A 19444-nucleotide genomic window follows, 5' to 3' on the forward strand; every position below is an offset into this window, starting at 1 on the left:
CATGGAGACCAACAGCGGTACCGACGCCCTGATCCGCCCGTTCCGCATCGACATCCCGGAGGCCGACCTCGTCGACCTGCGCGAGCGTCTGGCACGTACGCGCTGGGGAAGTGAGATCCCCGGTACCGGCTGGAGCCGGGGGGTGCCGACCGACTACCTCAAGGCACTGGCCGCGTACTGGGCCGACGGCTTCGACTGGCGCAAGGCGGAGGCGGAGCTCAACGAGTTCCCCCAGTTCACCACCGAGATCGACGGTCAGAACATCCACTTCATGCACGTCCGGTCCCAGAACCCGGCGGCCGTCCCGCTGCTTCTGCTGCACGACTGGCCCTGCTCGTTCGTGCAGTTCGTCGAGGTCATCCAGCCGCTGACGGAGGACTTCCACGTCGTCGTCACGTCGACCCCGGGTACCGGGTTCTCCGGTCCGCTCGCCGAGGCAGGATGGAACACCGGCCGCATCGCGGGCGCGTTCGTCGAGCTGATGAGCCGGCTCGACTACACCGGCTACGGCGTGCAGGGAACCGGCGGCGGCGCCTGGATCGCTGCCGAGATGGGGCGCCAGGCGCCCGACCGGGTCGTCGGCGTGCACGTCAACGGGCTGGTCACCTTCCCCTCCGGGGATCCCGCGGAGCTCGAAGGTCTGACCGAGTCCGAGCAGGAGCGGCTGGGCCGACTGGAGACGTTCCAGCAGGACAAGATGGGGTTCAACGCCATCCAGTCCACCCGCCCGCAGACTCTCGCGTACGGGCTGCACGACTCGCCGGTCGGACAACTGGCGTGGATCGCGGAGAAGTTCAAGGAGTGGACGGACCCGGCCGCCGAGCTCCCCGAGGACGCCGTGGGTCGCGACCGGCTGCTGACCAACATCAGCGTCTACTGGTTCACCGGTACGGCGGGTTCTTCCGCCAACCTCTACTACGAGTCGGGCCACGACCCGAGCGCCTGGGCCCCCAAGCCCCGCGGCACCGTCCCCACCGGCGTGGCCGTGGCGCTCAGGACCGATATCGCCATCCGTCGCTTCGCCGAGAGGGATCACAACGTCACGCACTGGAGCGAGATGGAACACGGCGGCAACTTCCTCGCGCTGGAACAGCCGGCGGCGTTCGTCACCGAAGTGCGCGCGTTCTTCGGCACGCTCCGGGACTGACGTCGCCTAGCCGCTGGGCTACGGCCCCGGCCCGACCGCCGACCGGCCTCGCGCCGGGTCCCGCCTGGGCACCCGGCGCCGTCGCCCTCCGGTGCGGGCGGTTGATCCGGCGGACAACGGCGATCCGCTCGTCCGCTGGGCAGCGTTCGGGCGGGTCCTCCCGACCGGGCAGGGCCGGGCGCGGCACTCCCAGCCAGGCAGGTCGGGTCCGGCCCCTCCCCCACCGGGAGGGTCGAGCGGCCTGTTGGGCACCAAACCTCGTGCCCCGCACAGGACGTCAGGCGAGGGGCCAGGCCGTCTCCCGTGACGTATCGCTACGGCGCGCTTCGAGTACGAGGACGGTGGCGTCGTCGGTGAGACGGCCGTGGTGGTAGTCCAGGACGCTGTGAATGAGCCGGCGCAGGACTTCGGCGAGGGGCAGATCTTCGTGGGCGTGCCGGATGAGGAAGTCGACGAGGCGTTCGAGGCCGAATTCGGTGTCGTCGTTCGGGTGGCGGGCCTCGGTGATGCCGTCGGTGTAGAGCAGCACGCGGTCACCGGGCTTGAGTTGTTCGCGGCACACCGTTACAGGCAGGCCGAGGCCCGTGCCCAGGGGGTGACTGGACGGCCCGTGCAGGGTGCTGTGCCAGGCGTTGTCCCGGATGAGCACGGGCGGGTGGTGACCGTGGTTGGTCCAGGACAGTTCGTTGGTGGACAGGTCGAGTTCGGCGAGTACTGCCGTGAGAAAGCGGTCCTCGCCGAAGGCATGCTGGATGAGGATCTCCTCGATTGCCGCACCGAGATCAGGCAGGGCGACGTCCTGGCGGCGAAGGTTGCGGCAGGCGGCGGATGCGAGGTTGGCCGTCAGGCCGGCTGCGACGTCGTGGCCCATGGCATCGAACAGCGCCAGGTAGAGCCTGTCGTCGGCGATGCCGTAGTCGAAGGTGTCACCCGCGATCTGGTAGGCGGGCTCCATCACGGCACTGACGGACACGCCGTGGTTGGAGAAGGACAGGGGCGGCAGCAGATGCCACTGCATCTCCGCCGCGACGTTCATCGGCTGGTTGCGGACGAGCCGGGCGTGAGAATCCGACTGATCCCTTTTGCTGACCACCAAGAGCGTCACCAGCTCCGCGAGGCGTTCCAGGCCCTTGATCCCGCGATGCCCGCCGGGGCCGAGGTCGGCTCCGAGGACTCCGATGCGCTCCGTGCCGTCCAGCAGAGGAACCCACCATCGTCCCGCTCCGTCCCCTCCTGCCGGGTCGGTCGTGGCGTTGACGGGTTCGAGGTATTGGAAGGCACGGCCCACGTCGGTGTCCTCGACGAGCAGCGTGGCAGCATCCGTGCCGCGGCCGGTGGTCCGGCCGGCGTCGAGGCCGGCTCCGGTCAGGAGGTGAAGGGTGTCCTGCTGCAGATCGACCAGGTAGATGTGGGCATTCTCCATACCGGCGCGGGCCGCAGCGCGGGACACCAGGTCGGGAAGCTCTTCAAGGGTCAGGGTGTGACTCGACTCGAGCAGACTGTCAACCATGAACAGGTGATCTTCCTGGGCCTCATTCATGGTTCCCTCGCAGGTGGATGCTCGTACGGGTAAGGCTGGACGCTGCCTCCCCGGGGCGGGCTGCCATCCGGAGCCCGCCCCGGGTTCACTGCCGGCCGTTCCGCGTCTCATCCAGCTCTCTCGCGGCACACAGCCACGCCGGTCACCGTTATCGGCCCTACCCGATCCTGCCGGCTGATGGCCATGCAACAACTGTCGCCCCGGGCATGCGGAAAGTGCGCACTCGGCCCGCGTATCGAAACCGCCGACGAGCCCTTCTCGGGAGAGGAGTGAAGCCGCACGAAGCCCGGAGAGTCAGCCGCACCTCCAGCATCGCACGCACCCCACCGGACCGTGCGAGAACTCTTCAGCTGGCGGCGTACCCGTGGGAACCGCCTCTCGCCCTCCAACAAGGCCATCGCCTGCAAGGAGCGGTCAGGCGGAGACCCGGCCTGGGTCGGGGTCACACTCCGAGCGGAGTGTCGAAGCGCTTCGACAGCCCTCCTTGCCTGCCACGTCCGACCGCTACTGTCGCGAGGCCGCCACTTTCCCGGATTCCGGGATAGAGCGCTGTACCGCGAGGTTATTGACAGCCCGCTGGCCGGATGCGATCTTCGAAGCGCTTCAACAATCGACCGTTGAGGCCCGTACGCCTGACGGTCAGTCCTTCACCGGCGCCCGTCCGACTGCGTGACCGCGACCCATCCGAGGATGGACATGGCGTTCTTCGACAATCCGGTGATACCCGGCTTCAGCCCCGACCCGAGCGTCTGCCGCGTGGGCGACGACTACTACGTGGCGACGTCCAGCTTCGAGTACGTACCCGGGGTGCCGCTGTGGCACAGCCGCGATCTCGTGCACTGGCGGCTGATCGGGCACGCCCTGGACCGGCCCTCGCAACTGGCGCTGGACGACGAGGCCCCGTCCTCGTGCGGTGTGTACGCGCCCACACTGCGGTACCACGACGGACGCTTCTGGATGATCACGACCGTGGTTGCCGGCGCGGGCAACATCGTGGTGACCGCGAAGGACCCCGCCGGCCCGTGGTCGGAGCCCGTACCGGTCGGCATACCCGGGATCGACCCCGATCTGGCCTGGGACGAGGCGGGGCGGTGCTGGTGCGTGTTCTCGCACGACGGGATGATCCGCGGCGTGCGGATCGATCCGGAGACAGGCGAGCTTCTGGGCGAACCGACGGCCATGTGGTCAGGGAGCGGGCTGCAGTATCCGGAGGGCCCGCACCTGTACCGGATCGGCGACTGGTGGTACCTGCTGCTGTCGGAGGGTGGCACGGAACGCGGTCACGCGATGTCGGTGGCCCGTGCCCGCGACCTGCCGGGGCCGTTCGAACCGCACCCGGACAACCCCGTACTCTCCCACCGCAGCACGGGCCATCCCGTGCAGAACACCGGCCACGGCGACCTCGTGCAGGCACATGACGGCACATGGTGGATGGTTCTGCTCGGCACCCGGCCTCGCGGTGACACCCCGAAGTTCCACGGAATGGGCCGGGAGACGTTCCTGGCGCCCGTCCGCTGGGAGGACGAGTGGCCGCTGCCCGGACCTCTGGAACTCCGCTCCCCCGCACCCGAGTTGACCCCGCACCCCTGGCCGGCCGAGCCGGCTCGCGACGACTTCGACTCTCCCGCACTCGCCGCCTGCTGGATGTCGCTGCGACGGCAGCACCCGGGTGCCGTACGCCTCGATACGCGGCCGGGCCATGTGGTGCTGCACGCCCGCGCGGACGGCTTGGAGAAGCCTGGCGCGCTGTTCGTGGGCCGACGTCAGCGCGATCCCGACTGCAGTGCGCGGACACGTGTCGACGCGGCTGAAGGTGACCGGGGCGGAATCGCCGTACGTCTCGACGAGGCACACCACTACCAGGTGGAGATCGCCGACGGCATCGTGCGGGCGGTCGCCCGTATCGGTCCGGTGCGCCAGACCGTCGCCGAACGAGCCGTGCCCGCCGGTCCGTTGACGCTGCGGATCGACATCACGACCACCGAGATCCTGCCGCCCACCGTCACGGCACGCCCCACGGGACCCGGGGCCGTGCTTCCATCCGGTCTCCGCGTCGGCGGCCCCGACACGCTCCGTCTCGGGTACGAGACCGAAGACGGGAGTTTCGACATCCTCGCCGAACTCGACGGCCGCTACCTCACCACCGAGGTGGCCGGCGGCTTCACCGGCCGGGTCATCGGGATGTACGCGACCCAGGGAGCTCCTGCCTTCGACTGGTTCGAACTGCGGCCGGGCTCCGGCGAGCACTGAGAGCCCCCGGCGGGACTCATCCTTCACACACGGGGGATGAGTCCCGAGGTACTCGGACGCTCCGGGCGGCCTGACTGCCACCCGCTCCGGGGCGTCCTCACTGCCGCCCTCCCCCCCCCCGCATGCGGCGTAATCCTCTCGTCGCATCCGCCGATACCTGCGGCGACGACAGATCAACCACGCCACCTCCGAGCCGATCAGCCGATCAGCCGGCGTGCCGGTCGCAAGCGCCGCGGAAGTCATGCGTGGGCGGTCGGCGAAACCCAGCGGTGCAGCCCGAGGCCGGAGCCGTGCGGAGCACCGCGCCGATCGACCGCCGGCCTGTCACCCAGGGCGCCGGCCGGACGTCGGCACGTGTCGTGGTCTCGGCAGCGGTCTCCGAACGGAAATCAGGCCGTCGGCGTGGCCGTCCCACGCGTGTCGGTCCGAACGGGATGCCCGTCAGGAGGGACACGAAAGGGAGACGTCATCCCGGTTCCCGCCGGTCAGCTACACCGCGAGCGGCACACGCTCCCGGCCGACGAGGACGCCGCGGTCGCTGTCCCGCCGTGCACGGCCGTCCGGCCCGGCGGACTGACCAGCGCTCCTGACCGGCCCTCAAGCTGCGGATTTTGACGCCCGTCAAACAGCATGGCGCACGGGTTCTCGGCATGGGCACTATGCAAGCGCGCCGAGGTTCACCATATGCCGATTGACCTGCGAGGCATTTGGTCGCAGCCTCGTCGCAGCGTTCGCGAAGTCAGACGGAATGTGGGACAAGCGAAGGGAACGCACGTGTCCAAAACCATCTCGCAGGTGCCGCTTCGGCGCCTGAGAACCTTGCTGATCGCCATCATTTCGGTGTTCGCCGTGGTGCTTGCCGTGCCGGTCGCGGCCGCCGCGGACAAGGACACATCGTCCAACGGCCGCCCGTCCGCCGGCGCGGCCGCCCCTGCCACCGCCGGAATCCTGGCCGCTCCCTCCGGCTGCACGGCCGGCAACCTGTGTTTCTGGGTGCACGACAACTGGGTCGACGGGCCGGGCAGGCTTGACGGCAACAACGCCGACTGGGGCGTATACAGCCACTCGACGTGCCAGACGGGCACCTGGGAGGACTGCGCCTCATCGCTGTACAACAACGGCAACAGCTGCACCGCGCACGTGTACTACCTGGAGAACTACCAGACCCCGAAGCTGAACATATCGCGCCAGACCGGTTACAACTCCCTGTCGGCCGTCGCGCTGGGGTACGGCGTCGCCGGGAACTGGAACGACAACATCCGTTCCAACAACTGGTGCTAGCCGCTCACACTGCGGATCTCCTCACCACGGGACGGTGGACTCTCCATGCCGGCGCGATACGCAACCCTGACGCGACCCGCGATCGTCGTCGCCGTGCTGCTCGGCCTCGCCGGCTGCGCCTCCGCGCAGCCGGCGGGTCGAGGCGACGATGCCTCGGACAAGGAGCCGGCGCTCGGCACGGCCGCTGTCGCGCTGCTCACCAAGGGCGACTCCTACTACACGGATCAGCAGCATCTCCGGACGGCGGAGCTCAAGCTCAGCGACAGGTGCATGAGGCGGCAGGGCTTCCGCGATCCGGCGCTCGACGCTCCGGCACAGATCGATCGCGACGAGGACTGGCGCCCCGATCTTGAGCAACGGCGCATCCGCGGTTACCGGCTGGGCGAGGCCGACGGCAAGCCGGCGTCGGAGAGCAGTGCGGATGCCTATCTGCGGACGCTTTCGGCCCGGCAGCGGGAGCGATTCCAACGGGCACTGGCCGGCGGGCCGAGCGACCGTGCTCCCCTGACGATCAGCAGCGGCCAGACCTTCACCTTCCCCACCGCCGGCTGCATCGCCGAGAGCCGGGGGCGGCTCTACGGCTCACCGACCACGGCTGCCCGCATCGAGTTCGTCCCGCAAGGTCACTACGTGCGCCTGTACTTCAAAGCCATCGAGGCCTCTCGTTACCGCCGCGCCATGGAGGTCTGGGGTGACTGCATGCGCGGCAGCGGCTATCCCTTCGCCACGCAGGCGCAGGCCCGTGCACAGGCCGCGGCCGCCCATGAGTCCAGCAGTGGAACGGCCGCCAGGAAGCAGGAGATCGCGGTCGCGGTCGCGGACGCGCGATGCGTCGGCACTGCCAGGCTGACCCAGACCGTCCAAGGGCTCCTGAGCGACTTCGCGAAGGAGCTGCCGGCCGCCCAGGCGAAGGAGCTGGAGGAGCTGGCTGCCCTGCGCACCGACGCTGTCCGGCGGGCGGATGATCTGGTCAACTGAGGCGACGCCGGTACGAAACCGGCGCGGTGCGCATCCGCTTGAGCACACCGTTGGGCGCGGCCCGCTCTGGGGGGACCATATGCTCCGCATCCACTTCACCGACGCAGACCTCGCCAGAGTCACGGTCGCGACCAGGCCTGATCCTCTGTGGGAGATCGCGAGCAGCCTGCATCGGCTGCAGACACGCAACGGGCGCTGGGCGTACGCCGACTGGCTCCGAGAGTTCGGCCCCCGCATCCACGAGGCAGGTCTGTCCAGGGCGTTACGCACCGTGCTGCTGCCGCTGTTCGTGCGGGCGGCGTACTTCCCGGACTTCCTCACTCCTGCGGCAGGAGCGGCAGGGCTGACGCCGGGGCTGAAGGCCGTCCTGGACGCGCCCGCGAAGCACGTCGAAGGCGAACTCGACCTGCTGACCCGGACGGTGATCACCACACCGCCGGGGCTGCGCCGGTTCGCGGAGCACGACCAGCGGGAGGAGTTGGTCAAGCTGTTGCGCGAGTACCACGACGCGGTGATAGCACCGCATGGAGACCGGATCCTTGCGGGCGTCACGACGGAACGGCTGGTGCGCAGCCGTGCGCTGCTTTCCGGGGGCGTCGCTGGGCTGTTGGACAGTCTGACGCCCAGGATGCGCTGGCGGCCACCGGTCCTGGAGGTGGACTACCCGGCCGAGGACCGCCACCTCCATCTCGACGGCCGTGGTCTGACCCTGGTGCCCTCCTACTTCTGCTGGAACTATCCGGTCGCCCTCGCAGATCCCGCGCTTCCACCGGTGCTGATCTACCCGCTCAACCACGAGGCGACCGCGACAACCAGCCGACGCTGTGACGAAACGCTTCCTCTGGCGGCCCTGATCGGCACCACTCGTGCTGTGCTGTTACGCGCCGTGGCGAACGGAGCCTCCGCCGGCGAGCTCGCGCGGCTCGCCGGGATCTCCCCGGCGACCGTCACCTTTCATACGCGGGCGCTCCGGGACGCGAAGCTCATCAACAGCCAACGGCACAGCAGCATCGTTCTGCATGTCCTGACGCCGCTGGGGGCTGCCCTGCTCAGTGGGACGGTGCCGAGCGCGGAGGTGTCGTAGTCGACCGCCTGCGTGGTTCTCTGCGAAGCCTGGTGCCGCCGTCATCCTCCTCGGCCGCGCAGTCGGCCCATCCGGGTGACCTCAGCTTCCAGGTGACAGGATGCCGGCTGTCACCTCTGGTCCCCGGCGAGGAAGTGCCGGACGTCGGCCGCCAGGGAGGCCATCTGCTCGCCGGCCTCCAGCCAGGTGGTCACCGATGCGCCCCAGCCGCCGGCGGCCTACGGCCACGGCCGCACGCTCCAGGTCAGTGCGACGTACCCGCCGGAGCGGAATTCGGCCGACACCGCCAAGTCCCGGTCGTCGGTCTGCCGGCTCCGTGCGCCGTCCCATCCCCGGTAGTCGGCCGCGAGCTCGTCCAGGAACAGGGCGGGATCACTGTCCCAGATCCATGCGACGACCTCGTCGACGCGAGCGCTCAGCCCCGGGCCTCCAGCTCGACGGCATAGTGCACGGCGTCCGCGTCGAAGCTGTACCGGTCGCGGAAGGTCACGCCGACGGAGGCGTTGTCCTGGCAGCGGACGGTCACGCGGGAACTGTCGCCGGTGTCGTCGTCCGGGGAGGGCATGGGCGGAACGCCAGGTCGGAGCCCTCTCTGTGGTCACTCGAAATGAGCCGCTGACGCAGGGAAGGGGGCTCGGGCAGCTCGGGTGCGCCCTGACCGACCGGACGAGGGGCCCGCTCGCCTCACTCCGTGTGGGGCGGGCGCCAACCTCTGCCAGCTCCGAGATGTCAGGTGAGCCGTACCGCGATTCCTCACTTGTCAGCGTGCTGGGACACCACAGGCAGTTCCACGATGACCCGGATCCCGCCGGCGGCGCGCGGGGTGAGGGTCAGAGTTCCGCCGTGCGCCAGCGTGATGGTTCTGACGATGGCCAGACCGAGGCCGACGCCTGCGTGGTCCGTGTGGATGCGTTCGGTACCGCGCTGGAATGGTTCGGTGAGGGTGGAGACCAGCTGGGAGGTGAGCTGCTCGCCGGTGTTCTCGACGGTGAGCACCACGGCCTTCGGGTGAACGCTGGTGTGGACCCACACCTTGCCGTGTTCGGGCAGGTTGTGGACGATCGCGTTCTGTACGAGGTTCGTGGTCAGCTGAAGCAGGAGCGTCGGCGATCCGAGCGTGAGGGCGACATCACCGTCGGTCTCCAGGTCGATGCCGCGCTTTTCCGCGAGGGGGAGAAGTGTTTCGGTGGCTTCCTCCGCCATGAGGGACAGGTCGACGTGTTCGCGGGTGAAGGAGCGCCGGTCGGCGCGGCTGAGCAGGAGAAGAGCCTCCGTGAGGTCGATGGCTCGGGTATTGACGGTGTGGAGGCGGTCGATGAGTGGGTCGGCGGCGCGGTCCGGATCGGCGCGGGCCACGTCGAGCAGCGACTTCGAGACCGACAACGGGGTGCGGAGCTCGTGAGAGGCGTTGGCCGCGAATCTCCGCTGTTCGGCGACGTGTGCTTCGAGCTGCGCGAGCATCATGTCGAAGGCGTCGGCGAGTTCGCGGAACTCGTCCCTGCGGCCCGTCAGCCGGATCCGGTGCGAGAGCGATCCGTTCGCGGCCGTTCGGGTGCCTTCGTGATGCGCGTCAGCGGGGCGAGCATACGGCCGGCGAGAATCCATCCTCCCAGGAGACCCAGGACGAGCAGGAACACAAGCATCACGGCTGTCACCGGGGCGTAGGCGCGCAGAATGACGTTGCGGATGGGCTCGAACTGTCCGGGGCGGGTCGAGACGACCTGCAGGTCACGCAGGACGAACACCCACACGGTGGCGAGCAGCAAGGTGCCCGCGACCAAGAGGAATCCGGCGTAGCTCAGAGTGAGTTTGAGGCGAACGCTCAACCCGCGCCGCCTATCCACGGTCCCCACCCTCACGACCGGCGCCGGGCCCCGTGTCGATGCGGTAGCCGACGCCTGGCACCGTCGCGATCAGCCAGGGTTCGCCGAGTCGCTTGCGCAGTGCGGAGACCGTGATGCGTACGGCGTTGGTGAACGGGTCGGCGTTCTCGTCCCATGCCCGTGCCAGGAGTTCTTCGGCACTGACGACTCCGCCTTCGGCGGCGACGAGGACTTCGAGAACGGCGAACTGCTTCCGGGTGAGCGCGACGTAACGGTCGTCGCGGTAGACCTCGCGGCGGAACGGATCCACGCGCAGGCCCGCGATCTCGCGTACGGGAGGCCTGGCGTACGCACGCCTGCGGTCGAGCGCCCTGAGACGGAGCACGAGCTCCCCCAGCTCGAAGGGCTTCGTGAGGTAGTCGTCGGCGCCCAGTCCGAACCCGGATGCCTTGTCGTCGAGACGATCGGCGGCGGTGAGCATGAGGATCGGCATGCCACTGCCGGAGGCGACGATGCGTCTGGCGATCTCGTCGCCGGAAGGGCCGGGGATGTCGCGGTCGAGGATGGCGATGTCGTAGGCGTTGACGCCGAGCAGTTCCAGAGCGGTCTCGCCGTCCCCCGCGATGTCGGCCGCGATCGCTGCCAGGCGTAGGCCGTCGCGGATGGCTTCCGACATGAAGGGCTCGTCCTCGACGATCAAGACACGCATGTCCTCAGGCTACGAGCCGTCCCGTATCGCCGGCGTATCGAAAACCGCATACGGGTCGGCAACATCCGGTCGATTTCACTGGCGGCATGAGTTCGAGCCCCAGCATCAGCACGAGCGACACCGCGCCGGGCTCACCGGCTGCTGTTTGCCGTCGGCCTGGCAGTCCTGACCGCAGTGATCACCGCACTCGACCAGGTACGGCTCCGAACGCGAGGCCGCCCGGCGGGGGCCACCCCGACCACAACTCCTCACGTTTCGGGGGCGGCGGTCGGCATCGGGAAGCCGAAGCGACGGCGTAGTTGCCCAGTCCCGGCGCCCCGTAGGAACTGTGTCAACTGCCGGAACGAACGAACCCTGGCGCCACGGACAACGCACCGATGCGATCGGCCGTAGCTGCCCCCGGATGTACGCCGATCCCCCACCGGACCTGAGAATGCAGCCGTGAGCAGCAATGAGCGAGGACAGACGATGACGCAGGTGGATGCCGCACAGGCCGGACAGGACAGCCCGGCGGATACCGGTACGGCAGGTGCCGGAGCCTCTGCCCCGACGGCCGGGACCGGCGGGACGCGGCGTGCGCGCCTACGTCGGGTGATCCGCTCCCTCGCCGGGCCGGGGCCATGGAAGCGTGGTCCGGTACCCGCAGGGTCGGCCCTCCTGCTGGGCCTGCTCATGCTGCTGCACACCCAGATCACGGGCCGTGGTGGCCTCGGCAGTCTGGTGGAGACGTTTCTCCCATGGTTCGGCCTGTCGGTCCCTGTGCTTCTGGCCGCCGCGGTGTGGCGCCGTTCCGCCTCGGCGGTGGTCGCGCTGCTGCTGCCGGTCACGGTGTGGCTGAGCCTCTTCGGCGGGCTGCTGGGCGACAGATCCCGGTCGGGTGGTGACCTCACCGTGGCCAGCCACAACGTCGGCGCCGCGAATCAGGACCCGGCCGGGACCGCCCGCGACCTGGCCGCCTCCGGTGCGGACCTGCTCGCGCTGGAGGAGCTGACCGCGGATGCCAGGGGAACGTACGAGAAGGGGCTGGCGAAGGCGTACCCGTTCCACACGGTGCAGGGCACGGTCGGACTGTGGAGCAAGCTGCCGCTGTCCGGCACCCGGCCGGTCGATCTCAAGCAGGACGTCGGGCCGCTGGGGGACAGCAAGCCGGCCGAGGTCAAGATGGCCTACAACCGGGCGCTGCGCACCACGGTGGCCACGGGGAAGGGGTCGCTGGCGGTGTATGTGGCGCACCTGGGGTCCGTACGGGTGAACCCCAGGGCAGGCTTCTGGACGGACTCGCGGGACAGGAACGCCCAGGCGCTCGGCGAGGCCGTTGCCGCCGAGCGGAATGAGCGTGTGGTGCTGCTCGGTGACCTGAACGGCACGACGGATGACCGCGCGCTCGACGGCATCACCTCGCGGTTGCACTCGGCCCAGGACGAGGCCGGGGACGGCTTCGGCTTCAGCTGGCCGGCCTCCTTCCCGGTGGCGCGCATCGACCAGATCCTGGTACGCGGCGTGGAGCCGGTGAGCTCGTGGGTACTGCCGGAGACCGGCAGCGATCACCTGCCGGTGGCGGCCAGGATCAGCTGGTGACGTCAGGGCAGGCAGACGCCCCGGGGGCACGTGACGCATAAAGTCCGCATATCGACAACCAGATACATGCCGAGCACATCTGGGCCGACTGCGGCAGTCCGCCCAGAGCTGCTGCGCCCCGTCCACGAAGTCTGCCCGGCCGGTCCGCAGATGCCACCTCCCCTGGACAGCTGAACGGGCTAGTGCCGCTTCGACGCCCGGAGGTCCGCACGCCGCGTCCGAGATGTCGGCGTCGAACGGGGCGGCCAGGGCGGCCCGCGCGGCGCGGAAGCAGATCACTGAGGGGTCCGGCTCCCGACTTGTTGCACTCACCACCCATATTGGTCGATCGCTACCGTGCGGCCCGGAGCTCTCATGCTGCAATCAGTCATGGGCGGCCCCCGGGGAATCGGCGCCGCGATCTGTGCACGCCTCGCCGCCGACGGGCACCACATCGCGTGCGGGTCGACACGAGCGATGAGGCACAGGTCGACGACCTCTTCGACTGCGCCTAGGGCTGTCTGATGGTTCGTGCAACAGAGCTCTTGAATGCGGAGTCGGCCCCGGCTGCCTCAGGGCGGTTAAATGCTCGGGTGGTGAACTGGGCGCAGATGTACGACTGTTACGGGGACGCCGATCGTGTACCCGAGCTCCTGGCGAGGGCCGAGCGCGAGGACGACGCAGAGGCGTGGGATGAGCTTGGCTACCGGCTGATCCTCGAGTGCGACTTGGTGTTCCCCGCCGGCTTCGCCGCACTGCCGCGTCTGGTGTGTCTAGCGTCGCGGAGCGCGCGGGCGCGTGGCTACCAGGCGACAAAGCAGCCGCCGAAACAGGAAGAACCTTGCTTGATACTGCACTAGCTCGTGGGCGCGGCAGCCGATCTGCCCGCGCGGACCCCTGAACCGGATCCTGCGGCCTCCAGGAGAGACGAGGTCATTCTGTGCCGGTGGTGCTGCGCGCATTCGGCACCCAGGACCGGCGGGGCGAGCGTTGCCTCGGGGCGGCACCTGAGCCGGGCTCCGGGAAATGCTGGCGTGGATGGACCGTTGTCGCAGCGTCAGCAAAGTTCACCCTGACGCGCGTGTGGCTGAGCAGCTCGCAACGACCGTGCGCCGGTAGGACAGGAACCACAGCTGGCGGTCGGCGGCTCGATTTATGCCCAGGCCGCATTTCCATACACGTATCGGGAGCCCTGAGTGACTGCATCCACCACCGAGCCGCCAACTCTGGTGCCCGTCAAGGGCCGGCGGCCAGGGAGTGTCGTCGTCACGTGGATGACCACGACGGACCACAAGAAAATCGGGCACCTGTACCTGGGCGCGTCGTTCCTCTTCTTCATGGTCGGCGGCCTGATGGCTTTGCTCCTGCGTGCGGAGTTGGCCCGACCCGGCATTCAGATCATCTCGAACGAGCAGTACAACCAGACATTCACCTTGCACGGCACGATCATGCTGCTGCTCTTCGCTACCCCCACCTTCGCCGGGTTCGCCAACGCCATCATGCCACTGCAGATCGGTTCGCCCGATGTAGCGTTTCCCCGGCTGAACATGTTCTCGTTCTGGCTGTTCCTCTTCGGCGGGCTGATCGTCCTCGGAAGCCTGCTGACACCGCAAGGCGCAGCCGACTTCGGCTGGACCGCCTACACACCGCTCAGCGGCGGCGACCGAACACCGTACATCGGCGGTGACATGTGGATCATGGGCCTGGCGCTGGCCGGCTTCGGCACGATTCTGGGCGCGGTCAATTTCATCACGACGATCATCTGTATGCGCGCACCGGGCATGACCATGTTCCGGATGCCGATTTTCACCTGGAACATTCTCCTGACGTCCGTGCTGGTGCTTCTGGCCTTCCCGATGCTGGCCGCTGCTCTGCTGGTTCTGGAGGCGGACCGTCGCTTCGGTGCGCAGGTGTTCGCTCCCGAGAACGGTGGCGCACTTCTGTGGCAGCACCTGTTCTGGTTCTTCGGTCATCCCGAGGTGTACATCATCGCGCTGCCGTTCTTCGGGATCGTCACGGAGATCTTTCCGGTGTTCTCCCGCAAACCCGTATTCGGTTACATCGGCCTGGTGGCCGCGACGATCGCCATCGCAGGCCTCTCGGCCACCGTGTGGGCACACCACATGTTCGCCACCGGTGCGGTATTGCTGCCGTTCTTCTCTTTCATGACCTTCCTGATCGCCGTGCCGACCGGTGTGAAGTTCTTCAACTGGATCGGCACGATGTGGAAGGGATCGCTGTCCTTCGAGACACCGATGCTCTGGTCGATCGGATTCCTCGTCACCTTCCTCTTCGGTGGGCTGACCGGGATCATCCTGGCCTCGCCTCCGATGGACTTCCATGTGACCGACAGCTACTTCGTCGTGGCTCACTTCCACTACGTCGTCTTCGGCACCGTCGTCTTCGCCATGTTCGCCGGGTTCCATTTCTGGTGGCCGAAGATGACCGGCACCATGCTCGACGAACGGCTCGGCAAGATCCACTTCTGGACTCTGTTCATCGGATTCCACACCACCTTCCTCGTCCAGCACTGGCTGGGGGCCGAGGGCATGCCTCGCCGCTATGCCGACTACCTCGCGGCCGACGGTTTCACCGCCCTGAATACCGTCAGCTCAATCGGCGCCTTCCTCCTGGGCGCCTCGACGCTGCCGTTCCTGTACAACGTGTGGAAGACCGCGAAGACCGGAAAGCGCATCAAGGTCGATGACCCCTGGGGCTTCGGGCGTTCGCTCGAGTGGGCGACCTCCTGTCCCCCGCCGAGGCACAATTTCCTCACGCTCCCCAAGATCCGGTCCGAGTCCCCCGCGTTCGAGCTCCACCACCCGGGAATCACCCAGCTCGACGAAGCCAAAGCAGCGGGGCGCAGGGACGTCTTCGAGCCGGGTGAAGGAACCGCCCACCCGCTCGGTAAGGACAGGGACGACAGATGAGTCCCAGCCTGGGCTGGGCGTAACACCCCGCCCCGTCCTCCTCCTCACTTCGAGGACCAGGAGGAGGACGGGGCGGCGGCGAGGAGCGAGCGATGCGGATGGACCAGCGGTCACCCATCGACGTCGAGGCGGTCGATCCCGACGTCGACTGGCTCGCGACCGTGATGCACGTGGCATTCTTCGTACTCCTGTGCTCATCACTGACCCGGTACCTGATCGTCCACCCCGGTGACCGTGCCACTCCCTGGGTGATCGCTCTCGCGGTCGCGCTGGCCCTTCTGTACGTACTCGGCCCCATCCTCGGGCCCAGGCAGTCCGGTGGAGGCAAAGGCCCTGCCGCCAAGGGCCCGATGCTCTGGCTGGTGGCCGTCATCGGGGTCTGGCTCACCCTGGTGATCATGGCCCCGAGCTTCGGATACTGCGCGGTGCCGCTCTTCTACACCGGGCTGCGGACGCTACGAACCCAGTCCGCGATCATCCTCGTCGCCCTGCTCACGGCCATCGTCGTGGGCGCGCAGGTCAAGCTGCGGCTGCGCTACGGCTTCGACCCGACCCTCATGTTCGCGCCGCCGGCCATCGCCGCGATCGCCACGGCCGTGTTCCTGCACGCCCAGCGGCAGGCCGACCGGCTGCGGACCGTCATCGCCGACCTCGTCCGCACCCGCCGTGAACTGGCCGCGACCGAGCGCCGCCAAGGTATCTTCGCCGAACGCCAGCGGCTCTCCATGGAGATCCACGACACCCTCGCTCAGGGCCTGTCCAGCCAGAAGATGCTGCTCCAGGCTGCCGATCTCCTCTGGGACGACGACCCGCGGACTGCCTGCCGCCACGTCAGCACCGCCGCGTCCATCGCCGAGCACAACCTCGCCGAGGCCCGTCGATTCGTCCACGACCTCGCCCCGGCCGACCTCGCTGACGGCAGCAGCCTCGACGACGCTCTTCGGACTCTCGCCGACCGGGAAACCACCGACGCCCTGCATGTGCGCTTCCACCAGGACGGGACCCCGGCCACGCCCCTCCCCGAACGCGTGCAGTCCGCGTTGCTGCGGATCGCGCAGGGCGCCCTCGCCAACATCCGCGAACACGCCGACGCCACCACGGCGGCTCTGACACTCAGCCACCTGGACGACCAGGTGGTCCTGGACGTCGCCGACGACGGCCGCGGCTTCGATCCTGCCGAGAAGCCGGGCGGCGTACGAGGCCACGGCCTGCCCGCCATGCGTGCCCGCGCACAACAGCTCGGCGGCACTCTGACAGTCGAATCGACACCCGGCGAAGGGACGGCGGTCTCCGCCGCGATTCCCCTCGCCCCGATGCTGTGACCGCGATCCCAGGAGGGCTCGCCCTTGAGTGCGTAACAGCGGTGGAGGGCCTCGGCCAACAGTCAGCAGCCACGCTGACAGGAATCGCCGTAGCGGGCCGAAGCCGGTGCCGCATGGGCCGTCGTAGGCCTGGGCGATACGTTGGTCAGCCTGGCGGCCAAGGCTGACACCCCGCCGCTGCTTGGCAGTAGGCGCCGCGCGCTCGCCTCGGCCGGCCGCGGGCGATGCGGACAGGTTCCGGCGCCTGGCCTTCGCCGGCCTGATCAGTGCTGCGATGCTGCCTGAAGTGCCCGGCCGCCTGACCTTACGGACCGCAACCGTCCACACGACAAAGCAGGAGTGCTGAAGACATGGCCAATCGATGGGCCGGAGTGACGATCGACTGTGTCGACGTGAAACGGGTCGCGGGCTTCTGGAGCACGCTGCTGAACCGTCCACAGGGGCCGTCCGAGCCCGGCTGGATTTACCTCGGCCACCGTGACGACCCGCAGCCCCGCCTCGTCTTCCAACCGGTGACCGAGCCGAAGCACGGCAAGGTACGCCTCCACCTCGACGTCGCGGTGGACGACATCGACCAGGCAATCACACAGGTCATCGCCCTCGGCGGCAGGTTCACCGGCGAGCGTCATGACTACGACGAGGGCGTAGTCGTTGTCATGACCGATCCCGAAGATCACGAGTTCTGTATGGCCCAGTACTACTGACCGGCTCGGCTCCACCCCGCTCCTCTGGGGCGAGCGCCCCGCCGTGCGCTAGCGGCTTCCCCAGGGTTCCGGGGTTCCGGGCTTCCGTTGCCCGGGGCCGCCCGGGGCCCCGGCTCCGCACCATCGGACGAAACCGGGACTCGTCGCGGCGATGAGTCCGCGCGCATCCGTCGGTCTATCTGATGAGAATGAGTGAGAGGGAGAACCGACTCATCGGGAGTAAGCCATGGGCCTCATCCACATCGAGATGTTCGCGACCCTCGATCTCGTCGGGCAGGCGCCCGGCGGCCCCGACGAGGACCCGGTGGGGTTCCCGTTCGGCGGCTGGCAGGCGCCCCTGCTGGACGAGGTCGCCGGGGCTCAGGTCGATGCCGCGTACGAGGGCACGGATGCCCTCCTGCTCGGCCGGCGGACGTACGACATCTTCGCCGCTTACTGGCCTCACCAGGAGGGCGGCGAGGACAGCGAGATCGCCACGCTCTTCAACAGCGTCCCGAAGTACGTCGCCTCTCGCGGCAGGCCCGACCTCTCGTGGGCCGGGTCCACACACCTCGGTCCGGACCTCGCAGACTCGGTGCGCGAAATCCGTGAGCGGCACGAGCACGTAAAGGTCGTCGGGAGTCTGAATCTCGTGCAGACCCTCCTGCGCGAGAAGCTCTTCGACCGGCTCGACCTCTGGCTGCATCCGATCGTGCTCGGCGTGGGCAAGAAAGTGTTCGCCGATGGCACGGTGCCCACCAACGTCACGCTGCTCACTCCCCCGGTAGCAAGCCCGAAGGGCACCGTGTACCTGCGCTACGGGCTCGCCGACGGCACTCCCGCCACGGGGGACATGACCGCACCCGATCGCGGTGCCGGAAGCGACCGTTGAGACCACCCACGCTTGCGAGGCCGTGCGACTGCGAAACGATCACCGGAATGCCGGCCGGAATGCCGCCGGAATGCAGGTCGGCCGCGCATAACCGCCCGCTCCCGGGCCGAAGAGGTACGCCGATGGTGCCTGCCGTGGCCAGGGCGGGCTGCGCGCATTCTGCCGCACCCAGGGGCGGTCCAGGGGTGCGGTGCGGGGGCCGTGTCAGCCAGTAGCCTGCATGGCGGTCGTCCCGGGCGAGGTCGGTGAAGGGGATGGGGCAGCAGGCGCTGGAGGCGCAGACAGCCAGGTCCTCGCAGCCCGCGTCGACCGCCGCTGCGAGGGTGGTGCGAATCGTGGTGAGGTCGGAGATCTTCGCGTCGATCTCGGCCAGCTTGGCCGCAGCACGCGCTTGGAGTCCCGGGACGGGCGGCCGTGCCGGTGCCGGCCGGCCGCCAGGAGCTCGGCAACCTCCTCCAGCGTGAATCCGAGGCGTTGGGCAGCCTTGATCACCCTCAGTGCGGTGACGGCCTCCTCGCCGTGGACGCGATGACCACCGTTCGTGCGCCGGGGCTCGGCCAGGAGTCCCCGCCGCTCGTAATAGCGCAGTGTCTGGACGTTCACCCCGGCCGCCTCGGCCACCTGCCCGCTGCGCAGGCCCCTGATCATCACCGCTCCCCGCCCGCGAGGCTCCGTGCGGCGAGGACGTCCAGGACAGCCTCGTGCGGCTGGTCCACCGAGATGTCCAGACGGATCCGATCCCCGCCGGAAGCGGTGGTGAACGTGAAGGTGAAGAACGAGCAGCACTCGGTCTCGCGCACCACCAAGTCACGGATCCGTTCCTCGACACCCGGTCCGCCGGCCAGATCGAGGCGCAGACGGAGCGGTTGTGGCCGGGAAACCGAGGTCAGCCGCTCGGAGAACAGTGCGTCCCACTCCGCGACACGCAAGGACAGCGCCGCAGTGGGCAGTGTGCACGCCTGCGGCGCCCACGCCATATCGCTCATCGAACTCACCCCGTCGTCACGTCTCGCAGCAGGTGACACCTCCGACGGTAAACCTGTACCTAGGTCCCGGATGCAATGTCGAGAGCCCTTTTTGGCACAGCGGGCCAACTGATTTTCCCTATGGCTGCTGAAGAGCCCGTCGAGGTTGCGGAGGAATGCGGGGCGACAGTGAACGTGAAGTCGTGCGTACGGCCTCAGAGGTCGCCGCGGGGTCGGCGTCGCGCCGCGTCCCCCCTCGGCTGGTTGGAGCAGAGCCGCGCGC

At 68.6% G+C, this 19444-nt stretch carries 15 protein-coding genes and 2 pseudogenes; 10 read left to right on the forward strand and 7 right to left on the reverse strand.

The window, feature by feature from the left end:
- The first annotated feature begins 1 nt into the window (after position 1).
- Complete coding sequence (locus tag AB0C82_RS29205) at positions 2-1147, forward strand: epoxide hydrolase family protein (protein WP_362847560.1); 1146 nt, start codon at positions 2-4, stop codon at positions 1145-1147.
- A 277-nt stretch (positions 1148-1424) separates the two neighbouring features.
- Here AB0C82_RS29205 and AB0C82_RS29210 read toward each other — a convergent pair whose 3' ends face one another.
- Positions 1425-2657, reverse strand: a complete 1233-nt coding sequence (locus AB0C82_RS29210) for a PP2C family protein-serine/threonine phosphatase (protein WP_362847563.1) — start codon at positions 2655-2657, stop codon at positions 1425-1427.
- Between the two features lie 726 nt (positions 2658-3383).
- On the opposite strand from AB0C82_RS29210, the gene AB0C82_RS29215 reads away from it, so the two are divergent.
- From AB0C82_RS29215 to AB0C82_RS29230, 4 genes are all read left to right on the forward strand, one after another.
- The gene (locus AB0C82_RS29215; protein WP_362847565.1) at positions 3384-4937 is read left to right on the forward strand and encodes a glycoside hydrolase family 43 protein; all 1554 of its coding nucleotides are present in this window, start codon (positions 3384-3386) and stop codon (positions 4935-4937) included.
- A gap of 774 nt (positions 4938-5711) precedes the next feature.
- On the forward strand, positions 5712-6218 hold the full coding sequence (locus tag AB0C82_RS29220) for a peptidase inhibitor family I36 protein (protein WP_362847568.1): 507 nt from the start codon (positions 5712-5714) through the stop codon (positions 6216-6218).
- 45 nt (positions 6219-6263) lie between these two features.
- Positions 6264-7196, forward strand: coding sequence for a hypothetical protein (locus tag AB0C82_RS29225; protein WP_362847571.1), 933 nt, complete (start codon positions 6264-6266; stop codon positions 7194-7196).
- A gap of 79 nt (positions 7197-7275) precedes the next feature.
- Complete coding sequence (locus tag AB0C82_RS29230; RefSeq protein WP_362847573.1) at positions 7276-8280, forward strand: winged helix-turn-helix domain-containing protein; 1005 nt, start codon at positions 7276-7278, stop codon at positions 8278-8280.
- Between the two features lie 110 nt (positions 8281-8390).
- On the opposite strand, the pseudogene AB0C82_RS29235 reads toward AB0C82_RS29230, so the two are convergent.
- The 4 genes and pseudogenes from AB0C82_RS29235 to AB0C82_RS29250 all read right to left on the reverse strand — a co-directional run bounded on the left by AB0C82_RS29235 (position 8391) and on the right by AB0C82_RS29250 (position 10812).
- Positions 8391-8699, reverse strand: a pseudogene (locus tag AB0C82_RS29235) (DUF6228 family protein).
- Complete coding sequence (locus AB0C82_RS29240) at positions 8696-8845, reverse strand: hypothetical protein (RefSeq protein WP_362847990.1); 150 nt, start codon at positions 8843-8845, stop codon at positions 8696-8698. Before AB0C82_RS29240 ends, AB0C82_RS29235 begins: the two are co-directional and overlap by 4 nt.
- Positions 8846-9033: 188 nt before the next feature.
- A pseudogene (locus AB0C82_RS29245) lies at positions 9034-10124 on the reverse strand (HAMP domain-containing sensor histidine kinase).
- Positions 10117-10812 (reverse strand): response regulator transcription factor, encoded by a 696-nt coding sequence (locus tag AB0C82_RS29250; protein ID WP_362847576.1) that lies wholly within the window; start codon positions 10810-10812, stop codon positions 10117-10119. The pseudogene AB0C82_RS29245 and the gene AB0C82_RS29250 overlap by 8 nt, the downstream one beginning before the upstream one ends.
- A gap of 441 nt (positions 10813-11253) precedes the next feature.
- Here AB0C82_RS29250 and AB0C82_RS29255 point away from each other — a divergent pair, with 441 nt between their 5' ends.
- The 5 genes from AB0C82_RS29255 (at position 11254) to AB0C82_RS29275 (ending at position 18196) form a co-directional block, all read left to right on the forward strand.
- Complete coding sequence (locus AB0C82_RS29255) at positions 11254-12390, forward strand: endonuclease/exonuclease/phosphatase family protein (RefSeq protein WP_362847579.1); 1137 nt, start codon at positions 11254-11256, stop codon at positions 12388-12390.
- A gap of 1253 nt (positions 12391-13643) precedes the next feature.
- Positions 13644-15299: a cytochrome c oxidase subunit I gene (gene ctaD / locus AB0C82_RS29260; protein ID WP_362847964.1), complete on the forward strand. Its 1656-nt coding sequence runs from the start codon at positions 13644-13646 to the stop codon at positions 15297-15299.
- Between the two features lie 92 nt (positions 15300-15391).
- On the forward strand, positions 15392-16621 hold the full coding sequence (locus AB0C82_RS29265) for a sensor histidine kinase (protein ID WP_362847582.1): 1230 nt from the start codon (positions 15392-15394) through the stop codon (positions 16619-16621).
- A gap of 350 nt (positions 16622-16971) precedes the next feature.
- Positions 16972-17325, forward strand: coding sequence for a VOC family protein (locus tag AB0C82_RS29270; RefSeq protein ID WP_362847585.1), 354 nt, complete (start codon positions 16972-16974; stop codon positions 17323-17325).
- Between the two features lie 226 nt (positions 17326-17551).
- Positions 17552-18196 carry a dihydrofolate reductase family protein gene (locus tag AB0C82_RS29275; RefSeq protein ID WP_362847588.1) on the forward strand — a complete coding sequence of 215 codons (645 nt, stop codon included), beginning with the start codon at positions 17552-17554 and terminating at the stop codon, positions 18194-18196.
- 204 nt (positions 18197-18400) lie between these two features.
- Here AB0C82_RS29275 and AB0C82_RS29280 read toward each other — a convergent pair whose 3' ends face one another.
- Together AB0C82_RS29280 and AB0C82_RS29285 are read right to left on the reverse strand one after the other, a co-directional pair.
- Positions 18401-18844, reverse strand: coding sequence for a MerR family transcriptional regulator (locus AB0C82_RS29280; protein ID WP_362847591.1), 444 nt, complete (start codon positions 18842-18844; stop codon positions 18401-18403).
- Positions 18844-19182, reverse strand: coding sequence for a hypothetical protein (locus AB0C82_RS29285; RefSeq protein ID WP_362847593.1), 339 nt, complete (start codon positions 19180-19182; stop codon positions 18844-18846). The genes AB0C82_RS29280 and AB0C82_RS29285 overlap by 1 nt, the downstream gene beginning before the upstream one ends.
- Positions 19183-19444 lie beyond the last annotated feature (262 nt).

Source organism: Streptomyces sp. NPDC048560 (assembly GCF_040650955.1).
Classification (GTDB): domain Bacteria; phylum Actinomycetota; class Actinomycetes; order Streptomycetales; family Streptomycetaceae; genus Streptomyces.